17 protein-coding genes are annotated in these 19,000 nt (G+C 35.0%); 13 read left to right on the forward strand and 4 right to left on the reverse strand.

Annotated features, from left to right (window positions below; all coding sequences use genetic code 11):
- The first annotated feature begins 21 nt into the window (after window positions 1–21).
- The 13 genes from ACFO3O_RS20460 (at window position 22) to ACFO3O_RS20520 (ending at window position 15,442) form a co-directional block, all read left to right on the forward strand.
- Window positions 22–990 carry a hypothetical protein gene (locus ACFO3O_RS20460; protein ID WP_379982348.1) on the forward strand — a complete coding sequence of 323 codons (969 nt, stop codon included), beginning with the start codon at window positions 22–24 and terminating at the stop codon, window positions 988–990.
- A 2-nt stretch (window positions 991–992) separates the two neighbouring features.
- On the forward strand, window positions 993–2,426 hold the full coding sequence (locus ACFO3O_RS20465) for an MBOAT family O-acyltransferase (protein WP_379982350.1): 1,434 nt from the start codon (window positions 993–995) through the stop codon (window positions 2,424–2,426).
- Entirely contained in the window at window positions 2,426–3,319 is an 894-nt protein-coding gene (locus ACFO3O_RS20470) for an SGNH/GDSL hydrolase family protein (RefSeq protein WP_379982352.1), read from the forward strand. Before ACFO3O_RS20465 ends, ACFO3O_RS20470 begins: the two co-directional genes overlap by 1 nt.
- Window positions 3,319–4,716, forward strand: coding sequence for a UDP-glycosyltransferase (locus ACFO3O_RS20475; RefSeq protein WP_379982354.1), 1,398 nt, complete (start codon window positions 3,319–3,321; stop codon window positions 4,714–4,716). Before ACFO3O_RS20470 ends, ACFO3O_RS20475 begins: the two co-directional genes overlap by 1 nt.
- On the forward strand, window positions 4,707–5,852 hold the full coding sequence (locus tag ACFO3O_RS20480; protein ID WP_379982356.1) for a glycosyltransferase family 4 protein: 1,146 nt from the start codon (window positions 4,707–4,709) through the stop codon (window positions 5,850–5,852). Before ACFO3O_RS20475 ends, ACFO3O_RS20480 begins: the two co-directional genes overlap by 10 nt.
- Before the next feature lie 2 nt (window positions 5,853–5,854).
- Window positions 5,855–7,396: a glycosyltransferase family 2 protein gene (locus ACFO3O_RS20485; protein WP_379982358.1), complete on the forward strand. Its 1,542-nt coding sequence runs from the start codon at window positions 5,855–5,857 to the stop codon at window positions 7,394–7,396.
- Window positions 7,393–8,403 (forward strand): glycosyltransferase family 2 protein, encoded by a 1,011-nt coding sequence (locus tag ACFO3O_RS20490; protein WP_379982360.1) that lies wholly within the window; start codon window positions 7,393–7,395, stop codon window positions 8,401–8,403. Before ACFO3O_RS20485 ends, ACFO3O_RS20490 begins: the two co-directional genes overlap by 4 nt.
- A 27-nt stretch (window positions 8,404–8,430) precedes the next feature.
- Window positions 8,431–9,492, forward strand: a complete 1,062-nt coding sequence (locus ACFO3O_RS20495) for a glycosyltransferase family 4 protein (protein ID WP_379982362.1) — start codon at window positions 8,431–8,433, stop codon at window positions 9,490–9,492.
- Window positions 9,493–9,546: 54 nt separating this feature from the next.
- Entirely contained in the window at window positions 9,547–10,620 is a 1,074-nt protein-coding gene (locus ACFO3O_RS20500) for a glycosyltransferase (protein ID WP_379982364.1), read from the forward strand.
- Window positions 10,617–11,693: a glycosyltransferase family 4 protein gene (locus ACFO3O_RS20505; RefSeq protein WP_379982366.1), complete on the forward strand. Its 1,077-nt coding sequence runs from the start codon at window positions 10,617–10,619 to the stop codon at window positions 11,691–11,693. The genes ACFO3O_RS20500 and ACFO3O_RS20505 overlap by 4 nt, the downstream gene beginning before the upstream one ends.
- A gap of 148 nt (window positions 11,694–11,841) precedes the next feature.
- On the forward strand, window positions 11,842–13,044 hold the full coding sequence (locus ACFO3O_RS20510; protein WP_379982368.1) for an O-antigen ligase family protein: 1,203 nt from the start codon (window positions 11,842–11,844) through the stop codon (window positions 13,042–13,044).
- Window positions 12,998–14,014, forward strand: a complete 1,017-nt coding sequence (locus ACFO3O_RS20515; protein WP_379982370.1) for a glycosyltransferase family 4 protein — start codon at window positions 12,998–13,000, stop codon at window positions 14,012–14,014. The genes ACFO3O_RS20510 and ACFO3O_RS20515 overlap by 47 nt, the downstream gene beginning before the upstream one ends.
- Window positions 14,015–14,047: 33 nt before the next feature.
- Entirely contained in the window at window positions 14,048–15,442 is a 1,395-nt protein-coding gene (locus ACFO3O_RS20520) for a sugar transferase (RefSeq protein WP_379982372.1), read from the forward strand.
- A gap of 3 nt (window positions 15,443–15,445) precedes the next feature.
- Here the strand turns inward: ACFO3O_RS20520 and ACFO3O_RS20525 are convergent, their stop codons facing one another.
- The 4 genes from ACFO3O_RS20525 to ACFO3O_RS20540 all read right to left on the reverse strand — a co-directional run bounded on the left by ACFO3O_RS20525 (window position 15,446) and on the right by ACFO3O_RS20540 (window position 19,000).
- Complete coding sequence (locus ACFO3O_RS20525; RefSeq protein ID WP_379982374.1) at window positions 15,446–16,657, reverse strand: lipoprotein N-acyltransferase Lnb domain-containing protein; 1,212 nt, start codon at window positions 16,655–16,657, stop codon at window positions 15,446–15,448.
- A 140-nt stretch (window positions 16,658–16,797) separates the two neighbouring features.
- Window positions 16,798–17,139: a hypothetical protein gene (locus ACFO3O_RS20530; RefSeq protein WP_379982376.1), complete on the reverse strand. Its 342-nt coding sequence runs from the start codon at window positions 17,137–17,139 to the stop codon at window positions 16,798–16,800.
- A gap of 274 nt (window positions 17,140–17,413) precedes the next feature.
- Window positions 17,414–18,604, reverse strand: a complete 1,191-nt coding sequence (gene sucC, locus ACFO3O_RS20535; RefSeq protein WP_379982378.1) for an ADP-forming succinate--CoA ligase subunit beta — start codon at window positions 18,602–18,604, stop codon at window positions 17,414–17,416.
- Between the two features lie 120 nt (window positions 18,605–18,724).
- Window positions 18,725–19,000, reverse strand: a complete 276-nt coding sequence (locus tag ACFO3O_RS20540; RefSeq protein WP_379982380.1) for an ATP-dependent Clp protease adaptor ClpS — start codon at window positions 18,998–19,000, stop codon at window positions 18,725–18,727.

Below are 19,000 nucleotides of genomic sequence, written 5' to 3' on the forward strand. Positions count from 1 at the left end.
GTGATCATAAATAACTGAGGTATGCGGCGATTTTTAATTTATATTCTAGTATTATTTTTCCTGACATTTGGAATTGCTTATACCATAGAATATGCCGCGGATATGGGTTTAAGGAAATTTAAAAAAGGTATTTTAAATGAATGGGTAGCAATTCATGAAGGCTCTGTAAATGCAGATATACTCATTGTTGGATCTTCAAGAGCATATACTGGGTATAATCCAACAATAATCTCTGGAATGTTAAATAAAAAAGCATATAATTTAAGTGTAAATGGGGGAGGATATAATATTCAAAAAATGAAGTTTGATCTTTATTCAAATGCAAATAAAGCACCTCAGTTTGTTGTGCAAAATATAGATTTATCCCATTTTATGGCTTCAGAAAAAATCTTTGAAGAATATCAATACCTGTCGTATTACTCAAAAGATATTATTAAGAAAACATTTATTGAAATAGATGATAAGTATGCGTTTTATAATACAATACCTCTTATAAAATATAATACAAATAAAGAATATTTAAAGCGTAGTCTTCGTACGTTGATTTTAGGTAAAGTATACAATGAACCTGAACTTATAGATGGCTTTTGCCCTAAAAACAAAAAGTTTAGGCTTGATTCTCTTAATTTACAACGATTCGAAAGATTAGATACATCCTATCAGGGACATAAAAAGTTTGAGTTAGGATATGAGCACACTGTAAATTTTGCTTCACAATTGTCTGACTCATCTATAAAAACAATTTTTGTGTGGGCTCCTGAGTATGAAAAACGGTTAAAAGCAGATAAAACATTGAGAACCTATTTTTCAAAAAAAATAGACAGTATCGCCTCTTTAGATCCTAATATTTACTTTTTAGATCTTTCTGACACTTCCATAAGTTATGACCAAGAAAATTATTATGATAGTTTTCATTTAACATCAAAAGGAGCAGATGCTTTTTCTTCATTGCTTAGTACAGAAATTAAAAAGATAGTAGTAAACCAATAAATATGTTTTTTAACTCACTCACCTTTGCTGTTTTTTTACCGATCGTATTTATCTTATACTGGTTTGTCTTTAAACGCCATCTAAAAGCACAAAATATATTTTTACTTATTGTTAGTTATGTTTTCTATGGTTGGTGGGATTACCGATTTTTAAGTTTGATTTTACTGAGCACCCTTATTGATTTTTATATAGGGTCAGCTCTCAAAAAGGAAGAAAGCTCAAAAAAACGAAAATGGTTACTTGCAACTAGTTTGCTGTTTAATTTAGGAGTTCTTGGATTTTTTAAATATGCCAATTTTTTTATAGAAAGCTGGGTTGATGCTTGGTCGATTTTAGGTGTTCAAATGCATACAAGTACATTACAAATTATATTACCTGTGGGGATTTCATTTTATACATTCCAAACCTTAAGTTATACCATAGATGTGTACCGTAAAAAAATGGAGCCTACCTCTAGCTTTATTCAATTTGCTACGTATGTAGCATTCTTTCCACAATTAGTAGCGGGCCCTATCGAGCGTGCTTCGCATTTATTACCTCAGTTTAAGAAACCACGCGTCTTTGATTTTGAAACTGCAAAAAGCGGATTGCATTTAATTATTTGGGGTTTATTCCAAAAAATAGTGATTGCAGATAGTTGCGCTACCTATGTCAATGCTATTTTTAATAATTATGAAGGAATGAATTCCTTAAGCCTACTTCTTGGAGCTGTATATTTTGCACTCCAGATTTATGGTGATTTTGCAGGGTACTCCAATATTGCTATAGGGGTTGCTAGGTTGCTAGGTTTTGATCTCATGCGCAACTTTAATTACCCTTATTTCTCTCGGGATATAGCAGAGTTTTGGAGACGTTGGCATATCTCATTATCCACGTGGTTCAGAGATTACTTATACATACCACTAGGAGGCTCTAGAGGTTCTAAACGACAACAAATACGCAACGTGTTTATTATATTTATTGTAAGTGGCTTTTGGCATGGCGCTAATTGGACATTTGTCGTTTGGGGAGCTCTTAATGCTTTTTATTTTTTACCCGTTTTACTCTTAAAACAGAATAGAAAAAATCTAGATGTAGCGGGTAAGGGTACTTTAGTGTCTACAGGCAAAGAAATGATTCAAATCATCATCACTTTTGCCCTTACTTGTATCGCTTGGATATTTTTTAGATCTGCAAGTATTAAAGATAGTTTCTATTATTTAGAGCGCATGTTTACAAATCTTGAGTTTAAAAAACAATATTTAAATATTGAGCGACATAGTATAGAAATGGTATTGCTTATTGCAGGATTTCTTTTTGTAGAATGGCTATGGAGAGAAAAAGAAACACCACTCTCGGGAAAATTTGATATGATAAAAGTAATCACCACAATACTATTAATAATCGTGTTAGGTGTATTTTCAGAACATCAAAGTTTTATTTATTTTCAATTCTAATGAAACGATTTATAAAACATATTCTTTTTTTAATAGGGGTTCTTTTAGTGCTTCTCTTTGTATTAGATGCGCTATACACAAAGGTCTATAGAGAAAGCGTTCCTAGAAATAAAGTAGCCAATTTAATGGCGTATAAGGGAGATGCCATAGATTATGTATTTATAGGGTCTTCTAGAGTAGATAATACCATAGATGCCGCACTCATAGAAAGAAAAACAGAAAAGACAGCTATTAATCTAGGTGTACAAGGGGGTAAATTGGATGACTATTATTTAATGCTACAACTGCTTGTAGATAAGAAAATCCAAACAGAGACTGTTTTTATACAACTAGACTATGTGTACAATATAGATGGAACGTCTGAAATCTTGAAAAGTGAATTAATGCCCTATATCGAGAATCCAATTATTGATGCATATGTAAAAGAAAGAGACCTAAGTTATAAAACGCTTCGGTATGTCCCTTTTGTACGCTATATGAAGTTTGATTATAAAATTGGATTTAGAGAGTTTTTTAGTTCCAGTATAGGGAAACTTCCAAAAACAAATCTTTCTAATGGATATAGTCCAAAATACAATTCACAAGGCGCTACCTTAAAGTATTCGTTGCCTACCAAAATGGCCGCCACTAATTCTGTCATTCAAAAAATAGAAAAATTAGCAAATGATCATCAAATAAATCTGATTTTCTTTACAGCTCCATTTTGTGGAGCAACACAAAATTTTGAATATATAGATCAATTAAAAGAGCGATTTCCTACACTTATTGACTATTCAAGAGTATTTGTAGATCGAGATGATTATTTTTACAATTGTAGTCACCTTAACCATAAGGGAGCTCAAGAATTCACAAATTTATTTGTCAAAGCATATTTACAAACGCCCCCTAATTAATGCCAGAACAAAAGAAAATATACATATTATTACCTGATGGTATTGGACTCAGAAATTTTGCCTATACCTCTTTTGCTAGTATTGGTAAAGAAAAAGGGTGGAATATAGTCTATTGGAATCATACCCCTTTTAACCTCACAGAACTTGGACTTCAAGAACAAAAGCTAGAAGGAAGAGCATCAGCACTTACAGATCTTTATAAAAGAGCCCGTAAGGAGATAGAGCTTACTAATTTTGAAAAGCAATATCAAGATAGTATTTATAATAGCTATCGTTTTAAAGCTAAAGGAGGGAGTATAAAAAATAAAGTCAAAAACGGTATTGTTCGTTTTTTTGAAAAAAAGTATGCAGGTGATGGGCTACACAAATTACGAGAGAAAATAAAGGATAAAGAACGTTCTACTTCATATTACAAAGACTGTGTCGCTCAACTAAAAAAAACAAAACCGCATATTGTATTTTGTACAAATCAGCGTCCTGTGCATGCAATAGCACCTATATTGGCAGCACAATACTTAGGAATCCCAACGGCAACATTTATTTTTTCATGGGATAACGTGCCTAAAGCAATGCTAGTCGTGGAGACAGATTTTTATTATGTCTGGAGTACATTTATGAAAGAACAACTCATGGGGTATTATCCGCATATAACAGAAGATCAGATTGTGGTGACAGGAACGCCACAATTTGAACCTCATTATGAGGTTGAAATAAAAAAGTCCAAAAAAGAGTTTTGTGAGACCTATTCCATACCCCAAACACTTGATTATATTTGCTTTTCAGGAGATGATGTGACAACATCTCCACATGATCCCATCTACTTACATGATATCGCTACAGCAGTTAAAAAGCTGAATGCAAAAGGCAGAAATCTCGGTATCATTTTTAGACGATGTCCCGTAGATTTCTCAGATAGATTTGATCAGGTTTTAGAAATGCACAAAGATATTGTATATCCTATAGCACCAAAATGGGATAAAATTGGTGGTGCTTGGAACACTATATTACCATCACAAGAAGACATGACCTTATTAGCAAATACAGTAAGACACTCTATGTTTGCTATTAACTTAGGATCCTCTATGGTTTTTGATTACATCAGTCAAAAAAAACCATGTCTATATATAAAATATAATCCTAAAGACATACCCCTTCAGAAGGATGTGTTTAAGGTATATGATTATGTGCATTTCAGATCAATGCCAAATGCTAAAGCTGTATTTTGGATTAACTCAAAAGAAGATATAGAAACTAAAATTGAACAGGCTCTAACAGACCCTAAAGAAACCTGTAGAGAGGCACATGAGTGGTTTTCTGTAATTAATACAATGCCACCAGAAAAAGCATCCGAGCGTATCTGGTTCGCTTTAGAAAAAACAATAGACACATGCATCTAGGATTTATAACTCCAGAATACCCACATCCTCGTGTAAAAACGGCGGCAGGAATGGGGACAAGTATTAAGAATTTAGTCGTTACGCTTACGCGAAAAAACATAACGGTTTCCTTATTTATTTATGGTCAAGATGAAGATGCTATCATAGAAGCAGATGGTGCGAAAATCCATTTAATAAAGAATAAAACCTATCCTTTTGGAGGGTGGTACTTGCATAGAAAATATATTAATCGCTATGTAAATACCTATATTGATAGTGATGAAATTCAAGCGATAGAAGCTCCTGACTGGACAGGAATTACTGCATTTATGAACTTTAAAATACCTTTGGTTATCCGTTTTCACGGAAGTGACACCTACTTTTGTAACCTAGAGGGTAGAGCTCAGAAAGCCAAAAACAAATTTCTTGAGAAACAAGCATTAAAAATAGCAGATCACTACATCGCTCCTACAACCTATGCAGGAACAGAAACTGCAAAATTGTTTGGGATACACTCAAAACGAGTTAAAACGATTCACTACGGATTAGACCTTTCTAAATTTATTAATACGACGCCAGAAAAATTCGAATCGTATAGGCTCGTGAATGTAGGTACTGTCATACGTAAAAAAGGAGTATTTCAACTCGCTGAAGCATTCAATAAATTAGTTGCATTACAACCCAAAGCAACACTCTATTTTATAGGAAGTGATTCGGGAGATATAAAAACAGGAAGTGCTTCCACTTGGGAAATAGTAGAAGCAACCTTAACTCCAGAAGCAAAAAAGCGCACAACATACTTAGGAAAAGTAAACTATGAAGATGTGCAAAAACACCTTAAAGAAGCCCATGTGTGTGTATTCCCTTCACTAGCAGAAACGTTAGGAATGGTCACTATTGAATCTATGGCATTACAAAAAGTGGTAGTCAATACAAATTATGGTTGGGCACAAGAACTTATAGATCATGAAGAAAATGGATTTTTGATTGATCCCAATGCTATAGATGCCTATGTACAAACGATAGAAGAACTTTTTAATGATATTCCTAGATGTATTTTATTAGGAAGTGAAGCAAGAAAAAAGATAGAGAATACATTTGATAGTGAGGAGATTGTAAAGAAAAATATTAAATTTTATAAAGAGGTGATAGCCTAGTTATGATTGTATTAATACATCAGCAAGGAAAAAAAGTAAAAGAGGTCGTACGTACGTCAGGAGAAACTATTGAAGTTATAGCTACATCTTGTGCTAAAGCATTACTTGAGCTTTCTAAAACCTATCCAAAAGAATGTATCATTTGGTGTGAAGAACAACTATTCCCATATATAGATGAAAAAAAAATAAAAGAAGTATTTCACCATAAAGGCGTTTTGGCAAGCTATACGACCGGCGAAGCTCACTTTATACCGTCTGCTATAGAATATATAGAAGACAACCCATTTCATAAGATTAATAAGAAAGTACGATATCCTACTTGGTTAATGAGTACAGATATTGGAGGCGCTTATGGAGTCTTGCTTTTACACTTTAAAGAGCTACTACTACAAAATGATAGCTTTGGATATGTACTTAATACCATTTCTAAAGCAGGAATGCCACAAGGTGTTTTTTGTTACCAAGTGCCTTTATTAAAGGAAAACCATCCTACTATACAATCTCAAAAAGCTACTATAACCGAACTATATAGGTTTACAAGAGCTCATTATAGATTGCAATGGGTCTTTTTCTTAGGTGTCTGCTTGTACAGATATGAAAATAAAACCACCTTACTTTCTCTTTTTAAATCCCTATTCTATAAAAGGAATACGATGTCTATCTCATTAGATGCTGAAATGATACAATCAGATAGACTTATAAACATTCAAAAAGAATATGATGTGATTATCCCAACCATGGGACGTGAAAAATATCTTTTTGATGTACTTCAAGATTTCTCTAAGCAAACACTACTGCCTAATAATGTTATTATTGTAGAACAAAATGCAATAAAAGATAGTGTTTCAGCATTAGATTATATAGAGAGTTATACGTGGCCTTTCCCTATAGCGCATTATTTTATCCATCAGACCGGAGCCTGTAATGCCCGTAACATGGCTATTGAAAAAACAAAAGCTCCTTGGGTATTTTTTGCAGATGATGATAATCGCTTTGAAGCTGATGTTGTCCAGCGTGTTTTTGATAGTCTTGAGAAGTATGGAGTAGAGGCCCTCACTACAAGTTATCTCCAAGCTCACGAAAAGCAAACAGAGACCACTATAAAACAATGGCAAGCATTTGGTGCAGGGAATAGTTTTGTAAAAGGAACCTTAGCGAGAAGTACGTCTTTTGATATGGCTTTAGAATTTGGGTATGGAGAAGATACGGATTACGGAATGCAACTACGACAAAAAGGAGCGGAGATTTTATATCAACCAGAAATATCTTTATTACATTTAAAAGCACCCGTTGGAGGATTCAGAAAACCAGTTGTTTTTCCTTGGAAGGATGAAACCATAAAACCCAAACCCTCCCCTACGGTCATGTATCATAAACTTAAAAATACGACAACTAAGCAATTAAAGGGATACCGTCTTGTATTAGCCTTAAAGTTTTACAAGAGACAATCTATTAAAAACCCGCTGAGGTATCGTTCTTATTTTAGAGATGCATGGAAACAAAGCCTGCATTGGGCAGCCATACTTAAAAATAATACCTTGTGAAAGTAGCGCTCATCATATGTACATACCAACGACCTATCCCTATTGTTACGTTGCTACATTCGGTAAAGAAACAAACGCGACAACCAGATCGTATCATCATTGTTGATGGTTCCTTAGATAATGCTTCTGAACTAACATTGCAAAAGGAAAACTTTCAAGATGTATCTTATTACAGAGTAAACGCTGAGCAACGCGGACTCACAAAACAACGTAATTATGGAATAGATAAAGTAAACGATGCGATAGATATTGTTTGTTTTTTGGATGATGATACGGTGTTGGAACCCATGTATTTTGAAGCTTTAATAGATACATATAAAGTGCATCCAGAAGCCTTAGGTGTAGGAGGATACATTATAAATGAAATTAATTGGAAAAAAGTAGATACGTCATTTAAACCCACGATTCATCAGTTTTTATACGACGGATACGTTCGTTCAGATGGTAGTAGATTTGTGCTTAGAAAGAAATTAGGCTTAGATGCCGATCGTCAGCCAGGCTTCTTACCTACATTCTCTCATGGAAGATCTGTCAGTTTTCTACCGCCCTCTGGTAAGACGTATCAAGTAGAACAATTTATGGGAGGGGTAGCATCTTATCGCTTAAGTGCTCTTAGATCGCAGCGTTTTTCAGAATATTTTGAAGGGTATGGTCTATATGAAGATGCCGATTTTACATTGCGATTATCAAAAAAAGGAGCTTTGTACGTAAATACAAATGCGCAATTACACCATTACCACGATCCAGATGGGCGACCTAATAAATTCAGTTATGGGAAAATGGTCATCCGTAATGGATGGTATATATGGCGCGTACGATATCCAAACCCAAAATGGATAGCACGAATAAAATGGAATGCTACTGCTGCATTGCTTACATTAATACGCTTTACAAATGTGCTTACAAAAAATAAAAAAATAAGAACAGAAGCTTTTACAGAAGCATCAGGAAGAGTAGCGGGTTGGTTCAGCTTATTAGTTAATAAACCAAAAATTAAAGACGAGTAAATTCTCTGTGTACAAATAATAATGGATATGAAACCTTGTGTTTTTCTAGCTTTTTCTATTTCAAAGTCATCAGTCTCTGATTATTTTACTACGCTTGCTATTGAAATGTCAGAAAAATACAACGTAGTTATCTTTACCGACACCCAAGAGCGTATTGAACGTAAGAATATCTCCACATATATATGGCCTTCTCTTAGACCCACGGGTATAAAGGACTTTTTATTTTTAAGGAGCAAGATTAAAGCACATCATCCAACCTTGATGATCTCTGTGTTTGGAGCTGTAAACATGTTTTTAATTGGTGGATATGTATATAGAGTTCCTAAACGTATTGCTTGGAGAAGAACACTCACAGGACAATTGAATCCTTCAAAAAAATCAATTAGAAGAAAAGGTCTTATATACAAGTTAGCAACAACCATTTTTGTAAATTCTAATGCGACCAAAGAAGATACTATTACCTACTTCAAAGTTCCTGAAGATAAAATAACGGTAATTTACAATGCCGTAAAAGACCATAAAATAGCCGCTCGTAAAAGAGAACCCTATCGTTTAGTATATGCAGGGCGTTTACACCCTTCCAAAGGGATTGACACACTACTAGAGGCTATACAAATTTTAAAAACAGATATAGAGGAGATAGAGTTACTCGTGCTAGGGGGCAGTTTGCAAGGAAATGTGATCAAGAAGTATCAAAAACAAACAGAAGACTTGCAAATAGAAAAGCAGGTACGCTTTTTAGGAAACCAATCCAAGGAGAAGCTTTTAGAGTTATTTGCTAGCACGCAGTTTGTTGTAGTGCCCTCAGTATTAGAAGCGTTTGGATTTGTTGTAATTGAAAGTTTTTCTGTAAAAACACCCGTGATAGGATCTAATACATCAGGTATAGCAGAAATTATAAGAGATGGAAAAGATGGTCTGTTATTTGAGCCCTCAAACGCGGATGATCTCGCAAAAAAAATAAAATATTTGTTCGAACATCCAGATAAAGTAACGGTATTTAGTCAAAATTGCTATCAGCGTTTTTTAGATACCTTTGAAGTAAATACCTCAGTCAAAGAAGCCCTTATCATCGTAGAACGTTTATAACCCAATTCATACAGCTAGATGAACTTCCTTATTATTACACACGTAAGACATAAAATGAAAGAGGATACTTGCTATGGGTATGGCCCTTATGTTAAGGAAATGAATATCTGGAATTCACACGTTAAAAATATTGAGGTAGTAGGCCATAAAGTAGATGATCCTATAACTCCTATTGATTTACCCTATAAGAATCAGGTGAGATTTACAGAAATTCCAGAAACGTCACTTACCTCTTACAAAGAGATACTACTAAGTATTTTTAGAATACCTATTATTTTTTTTAAACTACTACCTGCTATGCGCAGAGCAGATCATATCCATCTGCGATGCCCAGGAAACATAGGGTTAATAGGTGTTATTGCACAAGTGTTTTTTCCTGCAAAAAAGAAAACAGTTAAATATGCGGGAAATTGGGATCCAAAAGCGATACAACCTTGGAGTTACCGCCTTCAAAAATATATAGTTAGTAATACGATACTCACAAAGAATACGCAAGTACTTGTGTATGGCAAATGGGAAAATCAAAGTAACAATATAACCCCTTTCTTCACAGCAACGTATCCTAAAAGTAAGATACCTGAGCTGAATACCAAAGCGTACACAACCCCATTAAAAGTGATTTTTGTAGGGAGCCTATCCATTGGAAAAAGACCGCTCTATGCTTTACAATGGATGCAAAAATGTAAAGAAAAAGGGATGCAGGTAACATTAGATTTTTATGGAGATGGTCAGGAAAGGGAAGGGCTAGAATTATATATTAAAACACATCAATTGCAAGATAATGTCATCTTACATGGGAATCAAGATGCTGGAACTATTGAAAAAGCTTATAAAAACACACATTTTATGATATTACCCTCTAAGTCAGAGGGGTGGCCAAAGGTTGTTGCTGAAGCCATGTTTTGGGGAGTAATTCCTTTAGTGACTCCTATTTCATGCGTACCCTGGATGTTAGACCACGGTAAACGAGGTATTCTCTTGACGCTGGATGTTGAAAAAGATGTTTCCGCTTTCGCGAAAGCGGTAAAAGATACATCCAATCTTGAAAAAATGGCTAGATTAGGACAACAATGGTCACATCAGTACACATTAGACGATTTTGAAGAAGCAATCAAGAAATTATTATGAAAGTCCTACAGTTAATAGATAGCTTAGAACCTGGCGGGGCGGAACGCGTTGCTGTAGAGTATGCAAACCTACTTTCTAAACATATTGCAGGTTCTTATCTGTGTACTACACGCGCAGAAGGAGCGCTATTAACGACCATGCAGCCAGAAGTAAAGTATCTATTCTTGAAAAGAACGCGTACGTTAGATTACGGGGCATTCAAGCGATTATACGCGTATGTTTTAAATGAAAAAATTGATTGTATTCACGCACATGGCTCTTCCTATTTTTTAGCCACACTCATAAAAATGAGACGTCCTTCCGTAGTAGTAATATGGCATAATCATTTAGGCGCTAGTACTGCACTAGCAGGGATTAAATTGAAGGTGTTACGCTATTGTTCTAGTTATTTTGATGTGATTATCAATGTTAATAAGGAACTTGTGTATTGGGCAAATACAAAGCTGAAATGTAAGAAAGTAGTGTATTTGCCTAATTTTGTTAATTTCGAACAACAGTACAAAGGCAAATTGCCTGAAGTAAGTGGAGAAAAAGGAAAACGCATTGTTTGCCTTGCAAATTTAAAAAACCCCAAAGGGCATCATTTTTTGATGGAAAGCTTTTTGATTCTTCAAAGAGAAGTGCCTGAAGCAACATTACATTTGATAGGAAGAGATTTTAAAGATGTTTATAGCGATAAAATAAAACGGTTCATAACTAACAATGATTTGCATACTAATGTGTTTATTTATGGTTTGTTATCCGTTCCTGAGTCTATAGTAGAACAATGTGATATTGGTGTACTAGCCTCATCATCAGAAGGACTTCCTATGGCATTGTTAGAATACGGAAAAGCAAAACTTGCCGTGGTTGTCACTAATGTAGGATATTGCCCAGAGGTAGTACAAGATTATGGTACCTTTGTCTCCTATGGAGATACAGATGCTATGTCAAAAGCATTACAGGTGTATTGTGTCAATGCAAAGAAAGCCAAACAGGATAGCGTACGCTTTAAAAAACATATAGAAGAGAATTTTAGCGAATCTCAGGTCATTAATAGTATTATAGATTTATATAAAGATACCATTGAGTAGGAGGCAAAAAATATACACTAGTTTATTACTACTTCATGCCCTTTTGGGGCTGATAGTATTTACGTATAGGCCATTTGCTAAATTTTACTTTTTAGGTTCATGCGGATTGTTTCTATACCTTATTTTAAAAAAAGGGAATAAAAATAATATGGCGTTGCTTGCTGCGGGGTATATTACAGGAGGAGAAGTATTCTTTAGAATGACGGGTGCATCCTTTGCGTATGAAGCTGGAAAATACGGTGTTATATTTTTTATATTGCTCGGTCTTTTTTTAAGTGGAACATCCCGAAAGTCAGGCCCCTATTGGTTGTACTTGCTGTTCCTAATTCCTGCCATAGTGATATCTTCAATTACGTTAGATTATGACACTGATTTTAGAAAAGCAGTAATTTTTAATTTGAGTGGTCCGTTTTGTTTAGGAATCACTGCATTGTATTGTATAGATCGTAAGATAACCTATAAACAATTGCAAGATTTATGTTGGTCTATTCTCATGCCTATTGTAGCTATGGGAGTGTATTTATACTTCTATACACCAGATACAAGAGAAGTGATTTCTGGGACAGGTTCTAATTTTGCTACCTCCGGAGGATTTGGACCTAATCAAGTGTCAACAGCATTAGGGCTAGGTATTTTTTTCGTCATTGTTCAGATAGTTACTCAAACAAAAAGCGTAACTATCAATTTGTTAAACTTAGGGCTACTGTCTTTATTAGGCTACAGAGCTATTGTTACTTTTTCTAGAGGAGGGGTTATTACGGCAATTATTATAAGTGCTGTGTTTATATTTATTTACTTTAGAGGGGTGAGTACCAAAACAAAAAGTAGGCTTACTATTATTAGTTTTGTTATTGTAATTATAGCAAGCGTTACTTGGGTTTTAAGTTCAACACGTACAGGAGGACTCATCGATAAACGATATGCTAATAAAGATGCTGCAGGAAGAATTAAAGAAGATGTTTCTACAGGAAGAAGTGTTTTAATTAATTCAGAATTAGAAGCGTTTTATGCACACCCAGTAGCAGGGGTAGGAGTTGGTAAAATTAAAGAATATAGGAAAGAGCAAACAGGGATTTCGGCAGCATCTCATAATGAGATGAGTAGATTGCTCTCAGAACATGGAATTGCTGGTATTTTTGCGTTATTAATATTATTGATATACCCATTATTATTTCGGTTTAAACATAGAGGGAATTATTTGTTTTACTCTGTCTTTGCATTCTGGTTTTTGACAATTAACCACTCTTCTATGCGAATTGCTGCTCCAGGTTTTATATACGCTTTATGTCTTTTAAATGTGGTCAATGAAAAGAAAAAGAATCCTGTACATAGGAAACGCATTAACGCATAAGAACGTTACTGTAACAACCATAGATACCCTTAGTGCTTCACTAAGAGATGAAGGCTATGACGTACAGGTGGTCTCTCGTATAAAAAATAAAATAGGGCGTTTATGGGATATGCTGCGTGCTGTAATTCTATACAAGAAACAAGTGGATATGGTTCTTATAGATACCTATAGTACTACAAATTATTGGTATGCCGTGTGGGTGGCAAAACTCTGCCGTTTTTATAGTATATCTTACATTCCAATTCTTCACGGAGGTAATTTGCCAGAACGCATTAAAAAAAGCACTTCAAGTGCCAGAAAACTTTTTGGTAAAGCATACTTAAATATCGCTCCGTCTACATATCTCTTGAATGCGTTTCAAAAGCAAGGATTTAAGAATATACGCCATATCCCTAACACCATAGATCTTACTCAATATCCATTTATAGAACGCACTACAATTAAACCCAATCTTCTTTGGGTACGTTCTTTTGCGAGTATTTATAATCCTTTGATGGCGCTTCAGGTATTACAAGAATTACAGAAAAAATATCCTGAAGCTACTCTTACAATGGTTGGTCCTAAAAAAGATGACAGTTTTGATAGCTGTATCGCTTTCGCGAAAGCGCACACACTCCCTGTAACATTTACTGGAAAATTATCAAAGATGGAATGGGTAGCTCTAGGTAAAGAGCACGATGTGTTTATCAATACCACAGATTTTGATAACACACCTATTAGTGTAATTGAAGGAATGGCATTAGGCTTACCAGTCGTTTCTACAAATGTAGGTGGAATCCCTTTTCTAATTGATGATACTGTTGATGGGCTATTAACACCTACAAAGGAGGTTATTCCTTTTGCAAATAGGATAGCTGATCTGCTGGAAACACCTTCTTTAGTAAATAAACTGAGTAAAAACGGAAGGGAAAAAGCCGAAAGTTTTGATTGGGATCAAGTCAAAATTCTTTGGAAGGATGTGCTTGATTAAAAATGTAATATATTTACAGCAACTAACTCCCCTATGGCACTACTACCAGATATTCATTTTGAAATTTCTGAACGAAAAGTCCTTTTACGTATATTGGATATATTATTTGTGCTCACATGCCTGCAGCTTGTGGGTAGTTTTTTTGATTTTGATTATTTCAAAATAAGCCAAGAAAACTGGGTTTGGATTATTGTTCTTGCAGGATATTTAAGTGTTTTTGGGACTGTTTTTGAATTGTATAATTTACAACAGGCTTCCAAGTTTCAAACCATTCTTAAAAATACCCTTCTTACGGTTTCTGTAACCGTGCTGTTTTATATATTAACCCCTTTTTATACACCCGTACTTCCTGAAAATAGACTTCAAATTATCTATTTTTTCTTAGCAATGACCTTCGGGATATTAGCATGGAGATGGTTGTATATCTCACTGATATCTTCGCCTCGTTTTTATAAAAAAGTGTTGATTGTTGGAGATTCATTTGATATAAAAACGATCATTAATAATCTTGAAGGCGCCGACCCTAATTATAAAATTGCGGGCTATATAAATACCGACAGTTCCAAGATAATAGGAGATGTTTCAGAATCAGTTTTGGAGTATCCTATTGAAAACTTAACACTTACAGTATCTAGAAATGGGATTTCAGAAATTGTCGTCGCTAGTGATTATAGTGATGGGGTTTCTAAGCCTTTGTATCTACAGCTTATTAATTTATTAGAATCAGGCTTCCCGATACGAGAATATATGCAGGTATATGAAGAAATTACACAGCGTATTCCTGTACAACACGTAGATAAAGATTTTTATCGCTATTTTCCTTTTAGTAGAAGTAACCAAAATAAATTTTATAAGCTATTTCATAGATTATTTGATATTTTCACGGCGATCTTAGGAATTACATTCTTTTTAGCGATTTTCCCATTAATTTTGATCGGTAATCTACTAGGAAATAGAGGTCCTATTTTTTACACCCAAACGCGTATAGGGCGTAACGGATTTGCCTTTAAAATTATAAAACTGCGTACGATGATTACAGATGCTGAAAAAGATGGTGCTGTATGGGCGCAAAAGAATGATACGCGCATTACTCGTTTTGGTAAATTCCTAAGGCGTTCAAGGCTAGATGAAATTCCGCAGTTTTTTAATGTGCTTTTTGGTGAGATGAGTGTGATAGGTCCTAGACCTGAACGTCCCGTTTTTGTAAGAGAGCTCTCAGAGCAAATTCCATTTTATGAAACACGACATGTTGTAAAACCAGGATTAACAGGTTGGGCACAAGTGATGGGAAGTTACGGTAGCTCTACAGATGATGCGTTGGAAAAACTACAGTACGATTTGTACTATATAAAACATCGTAACTTATTTATGGATTTAAGTATTGTGCTTAAAACCATTAGTACGGTTCTTTTTTATAGAGGGCAGTAGCTTTTAACCGGTAATTCTAGTTTGTTTTATCACTTTAAGCATATACATATATCTAACGGCTAGTGCTATAAATAATGGAATAAGTGCATATGCAAATTGTTGAACACCCACTATCCAATGAAACCCTAATAAAGCTAGCATAATAACTGAAAGCTTCATGTACGGATAGATCCATTGAGGGGGCGTAGCTTTTTTAATCACAAAACTCGCAATAATATGGAAAGGGAAAGCCCACAATAAGTTATAGTTCCATTTTGTTGTGCCATGTTCTGTGCCAAACCATAAAAAAGCCAAAAGTATTCCGATACATCCTGTACAAAATAAAATTAAGGAATCTACAAAGCCTAGCGGACGGTCATTTTTACGATCTTTATACGTCTTATAAAGTAATAAGAATGACAAAAGACCTATAATTATGATAGGGCTTACGATAAATAATTCCTTATACGTATTTTCTTTCTTTGGTATATAGAGACTTTCTGTTTTAGAGACTAATGGTTTTTTGGTATTCTCATTTACGATCATTGAATTTGCAAAAGCCTCCATCGTATAATCAGGTAAAAAAGCATATTCTTTTTTTGTAGCAAGCCTGTCTGTGACAGAGCCTATGGCTACATCCATACCTACCATGCCCCATGTATTCCAATGTACGTTATTACGAATAAGATCTCTATGTGTAAAACCCTCAGGGAAGCTACTATAATTTATGTTTAATTGCCCATTCATAACTTCGGTCAGGGCATCTACAGGGCGTGTCGCACAATTATCAAAAAAGAAATCATAGCGATACTCTCTATTTTCTTCTTTGGCATTATTTTTTAAAAAATCAAAGTATCGTTTTTTCTCTTGAGTATCTAAGGAGAGAATCTGCTCTTTTACCCATCTACGTTGGTATTTATAATCTTCGATAAAATCATCGAAGGGTGAAACCCAAAGGGTGTATAAAAGTTTGCCTCTTGCAAACTTTAGATAGAAGTTAGGCGTATTGAAGTTAAACCTGCCGTAATTAAATACCCAATCTATGTTTCGTCTGGGATCTTTTACCCGTATGGCTGTATGACCAAAAGAATCATATAATTCTGGTCCAGAGCCTATGGTAATGAGGCTTATTTGAGCATCGCTTGAAAGCTGGACGGTGCTATTTTGAGCTTGAGCCGTGTGTAACGAGATACAAAAGAAAGCTAAGAAAAAGTAATTTTTAAATAAGTGCTTCATAAGGACACTAAAGATACTAAGCATAATGAAAAAAGCAATAGAGGAATTCAAAAAGATAAGTGAAAATTATACATAGATTTTACCATAAAAAAACCGAATCATAAATCATGACTCGGTTTGTGATACGTCTCAAATGTTGATTAGGCAGATGGGACAATACGTACAGGTACTACCCATTCTTCTCCCGTTTTTGTAGTGCTTAATTTCTTGTAGTTAAGTCTACTTTTGATGAATGCGTCTACATTCTCATTTTCACTTTCTACATTAATAACCACAAGTTCCTTTTTGTCATTTACTGTAAAAGTTACTGTAGCTTCAATATCTTTTTTAATCACCATTTCTGGATTTTTAAGAAGCTCAGCAATTTGAGTGGTGACAGCGCCTTTTGTCTCACTCCCTTTTTCTGGAGTTGTGGTGTTTGCAGACACGGTTGTTCCTACTGCAATTAAAATGGCGACTACGTACATTTTTAGATTTTTCATACTATTCGTTTTTAAAGATTAAAGATTGATTTGCTTAATAGACGACCCTTTGTCAAGCATTGTTACAAGATCAAGCTGTCTTTAACCTATGTTTAACGATCATTAACGTTGGTTAACGATTGGTGCTGTTTAAGGGTTCGCTTTCGCGAAAGCATATAAAAAAAGAATGAAAAGAGGAGTAAGTAGTAGGAGGTAAGAGGATTAAAAATAAAAAATAAAAAAGCTCTTTTAACGTATAACGCTAAAAGAGCTTTTGTTCTATAAGTATCAGGGTTTATGCTAAAACCGCCTGAACTTTATCTGCAGCTTCTTGAAACTCGATAGCACTTTGTACATCAAGACCGCTGTTATCTATTAATTCTTTTGCAATATCTGCATTTGTTCCTTGTAAACGCACAATAATTGGAACAGTTATATCTCCCATATTTTTATAGGCATCTATAATTCCCTGTGCTACACGATCACAACGTACAATCCCTCCAAATATATTCACAAGGATGGCTTTTACATTAGGATCCTTAAGGATAAGTTTAAAAGCAATTTCTACGCGTTCTGCATCTGCAGTACCTCCAACATCTAGGAAGTTTGCTGGCTCACCACCTGCTTGTTTGATAAGATCCATTGTTGCCATAGCAAGTCCAGCTCCATTTACCATACAGCCTACGTTACCGTCTAGGTCAACATAGTTGAGTCCTACAGCTTTTGCTTCTACCTCTACGGCATTTTCTTCACGCTCATCACGTAACGCCGCTAAGTCTTTATGACGGTATAATGCATTTTCATCTAAAGTTACTTTAGAATCTACTGCCATGATTTTATCATCACTTGTTTTAAGTACTGGGTTAATCTCAAATAATGAGCTGTCAGTCTCTACATACGCTTTGTACAAAGAAGCGACAAATTTTGTCATTTCTTTAAACGCAGTCCCGCTCAATCCAAGATTAAAAGCGATCTTACGTGCTTGGAATGGTAAAAGTCCTGTAGAAGGATTTATTTCTTCTGTAAAGATAAGATGTGGTGTTTCTTCAGCAACCGTTTCTATATCCATACCTCCTTCTGTAGAGTACATAATCATATTACGACCTGTAGCTCTGTTTAGAAGAACAGACATATAGTATTCTTCTGGCTCGTTATCTCCAGGGTAGTATACATCTTCTGCTATAAGCACTTGGTGTACTTTTTTACCTTCTGCACTTGTTTGTGGTGTCACAAGGTTCATCCCTATGATTTGACCTGCGATTTCTTCTACTTGCTCAAGGTTTTTGGCGAGTTTTACACCTCCACCTTTACCACGACCACCGGCGTGAACTTGTGCTTTTATGACGTGCCAGCCAGTTCCAGTGTCTTCAGTAAGTTTTTTTGCAGCTGCAACAGCCTCTGCAGGAGTCGTGGCAACGATACCTCTCTGGATACGTACGCCAAAACTTGCTAACATTTCTTTTCCTTGATACTCGTGTAGATTCATAATACCTTTTTATATGGTGCTTTATTTTGCTATGCAAAAATAACAAAAGCGCTACGGGAGCGCAATAGTTTTTGAATTAAAATTGAAGTTATCTTTACCTATTTGTAGAAAGGGTATAGATTATACAATTTCTGCACTTAAACCTGCTTGTAAAAGTTTAGAACATCTAGGTTTAAGGTCATCATAATCACCTGTTTTCACGGTGCATTTTCCGTTATAATGCACGATTAACGAACATTGATGCGCTTGTTCTTCTGTATGGTCACAGGCGCCTATCAGGCAATTAATAACATGGTCAAATGTGTTTACTTCATCATTGTAAAGCACAATCTCGTGTTGCTTTTGTTCTTCCGTGAGAACGTCTAGGTCTTCTTGATATTTTTCTTTTGTACTCAT

Source organism: Dokdonia ponticola, assembly GCF_042653865.1.
In the GTDB taxonomy this organism is placed as follows: domain Bacteria; phylum Bacteroidota; class Bacteroidia; order Flavobacteriales; family Flavobacteriaceae; genus Dokdonia; species Dokdonia ponticola.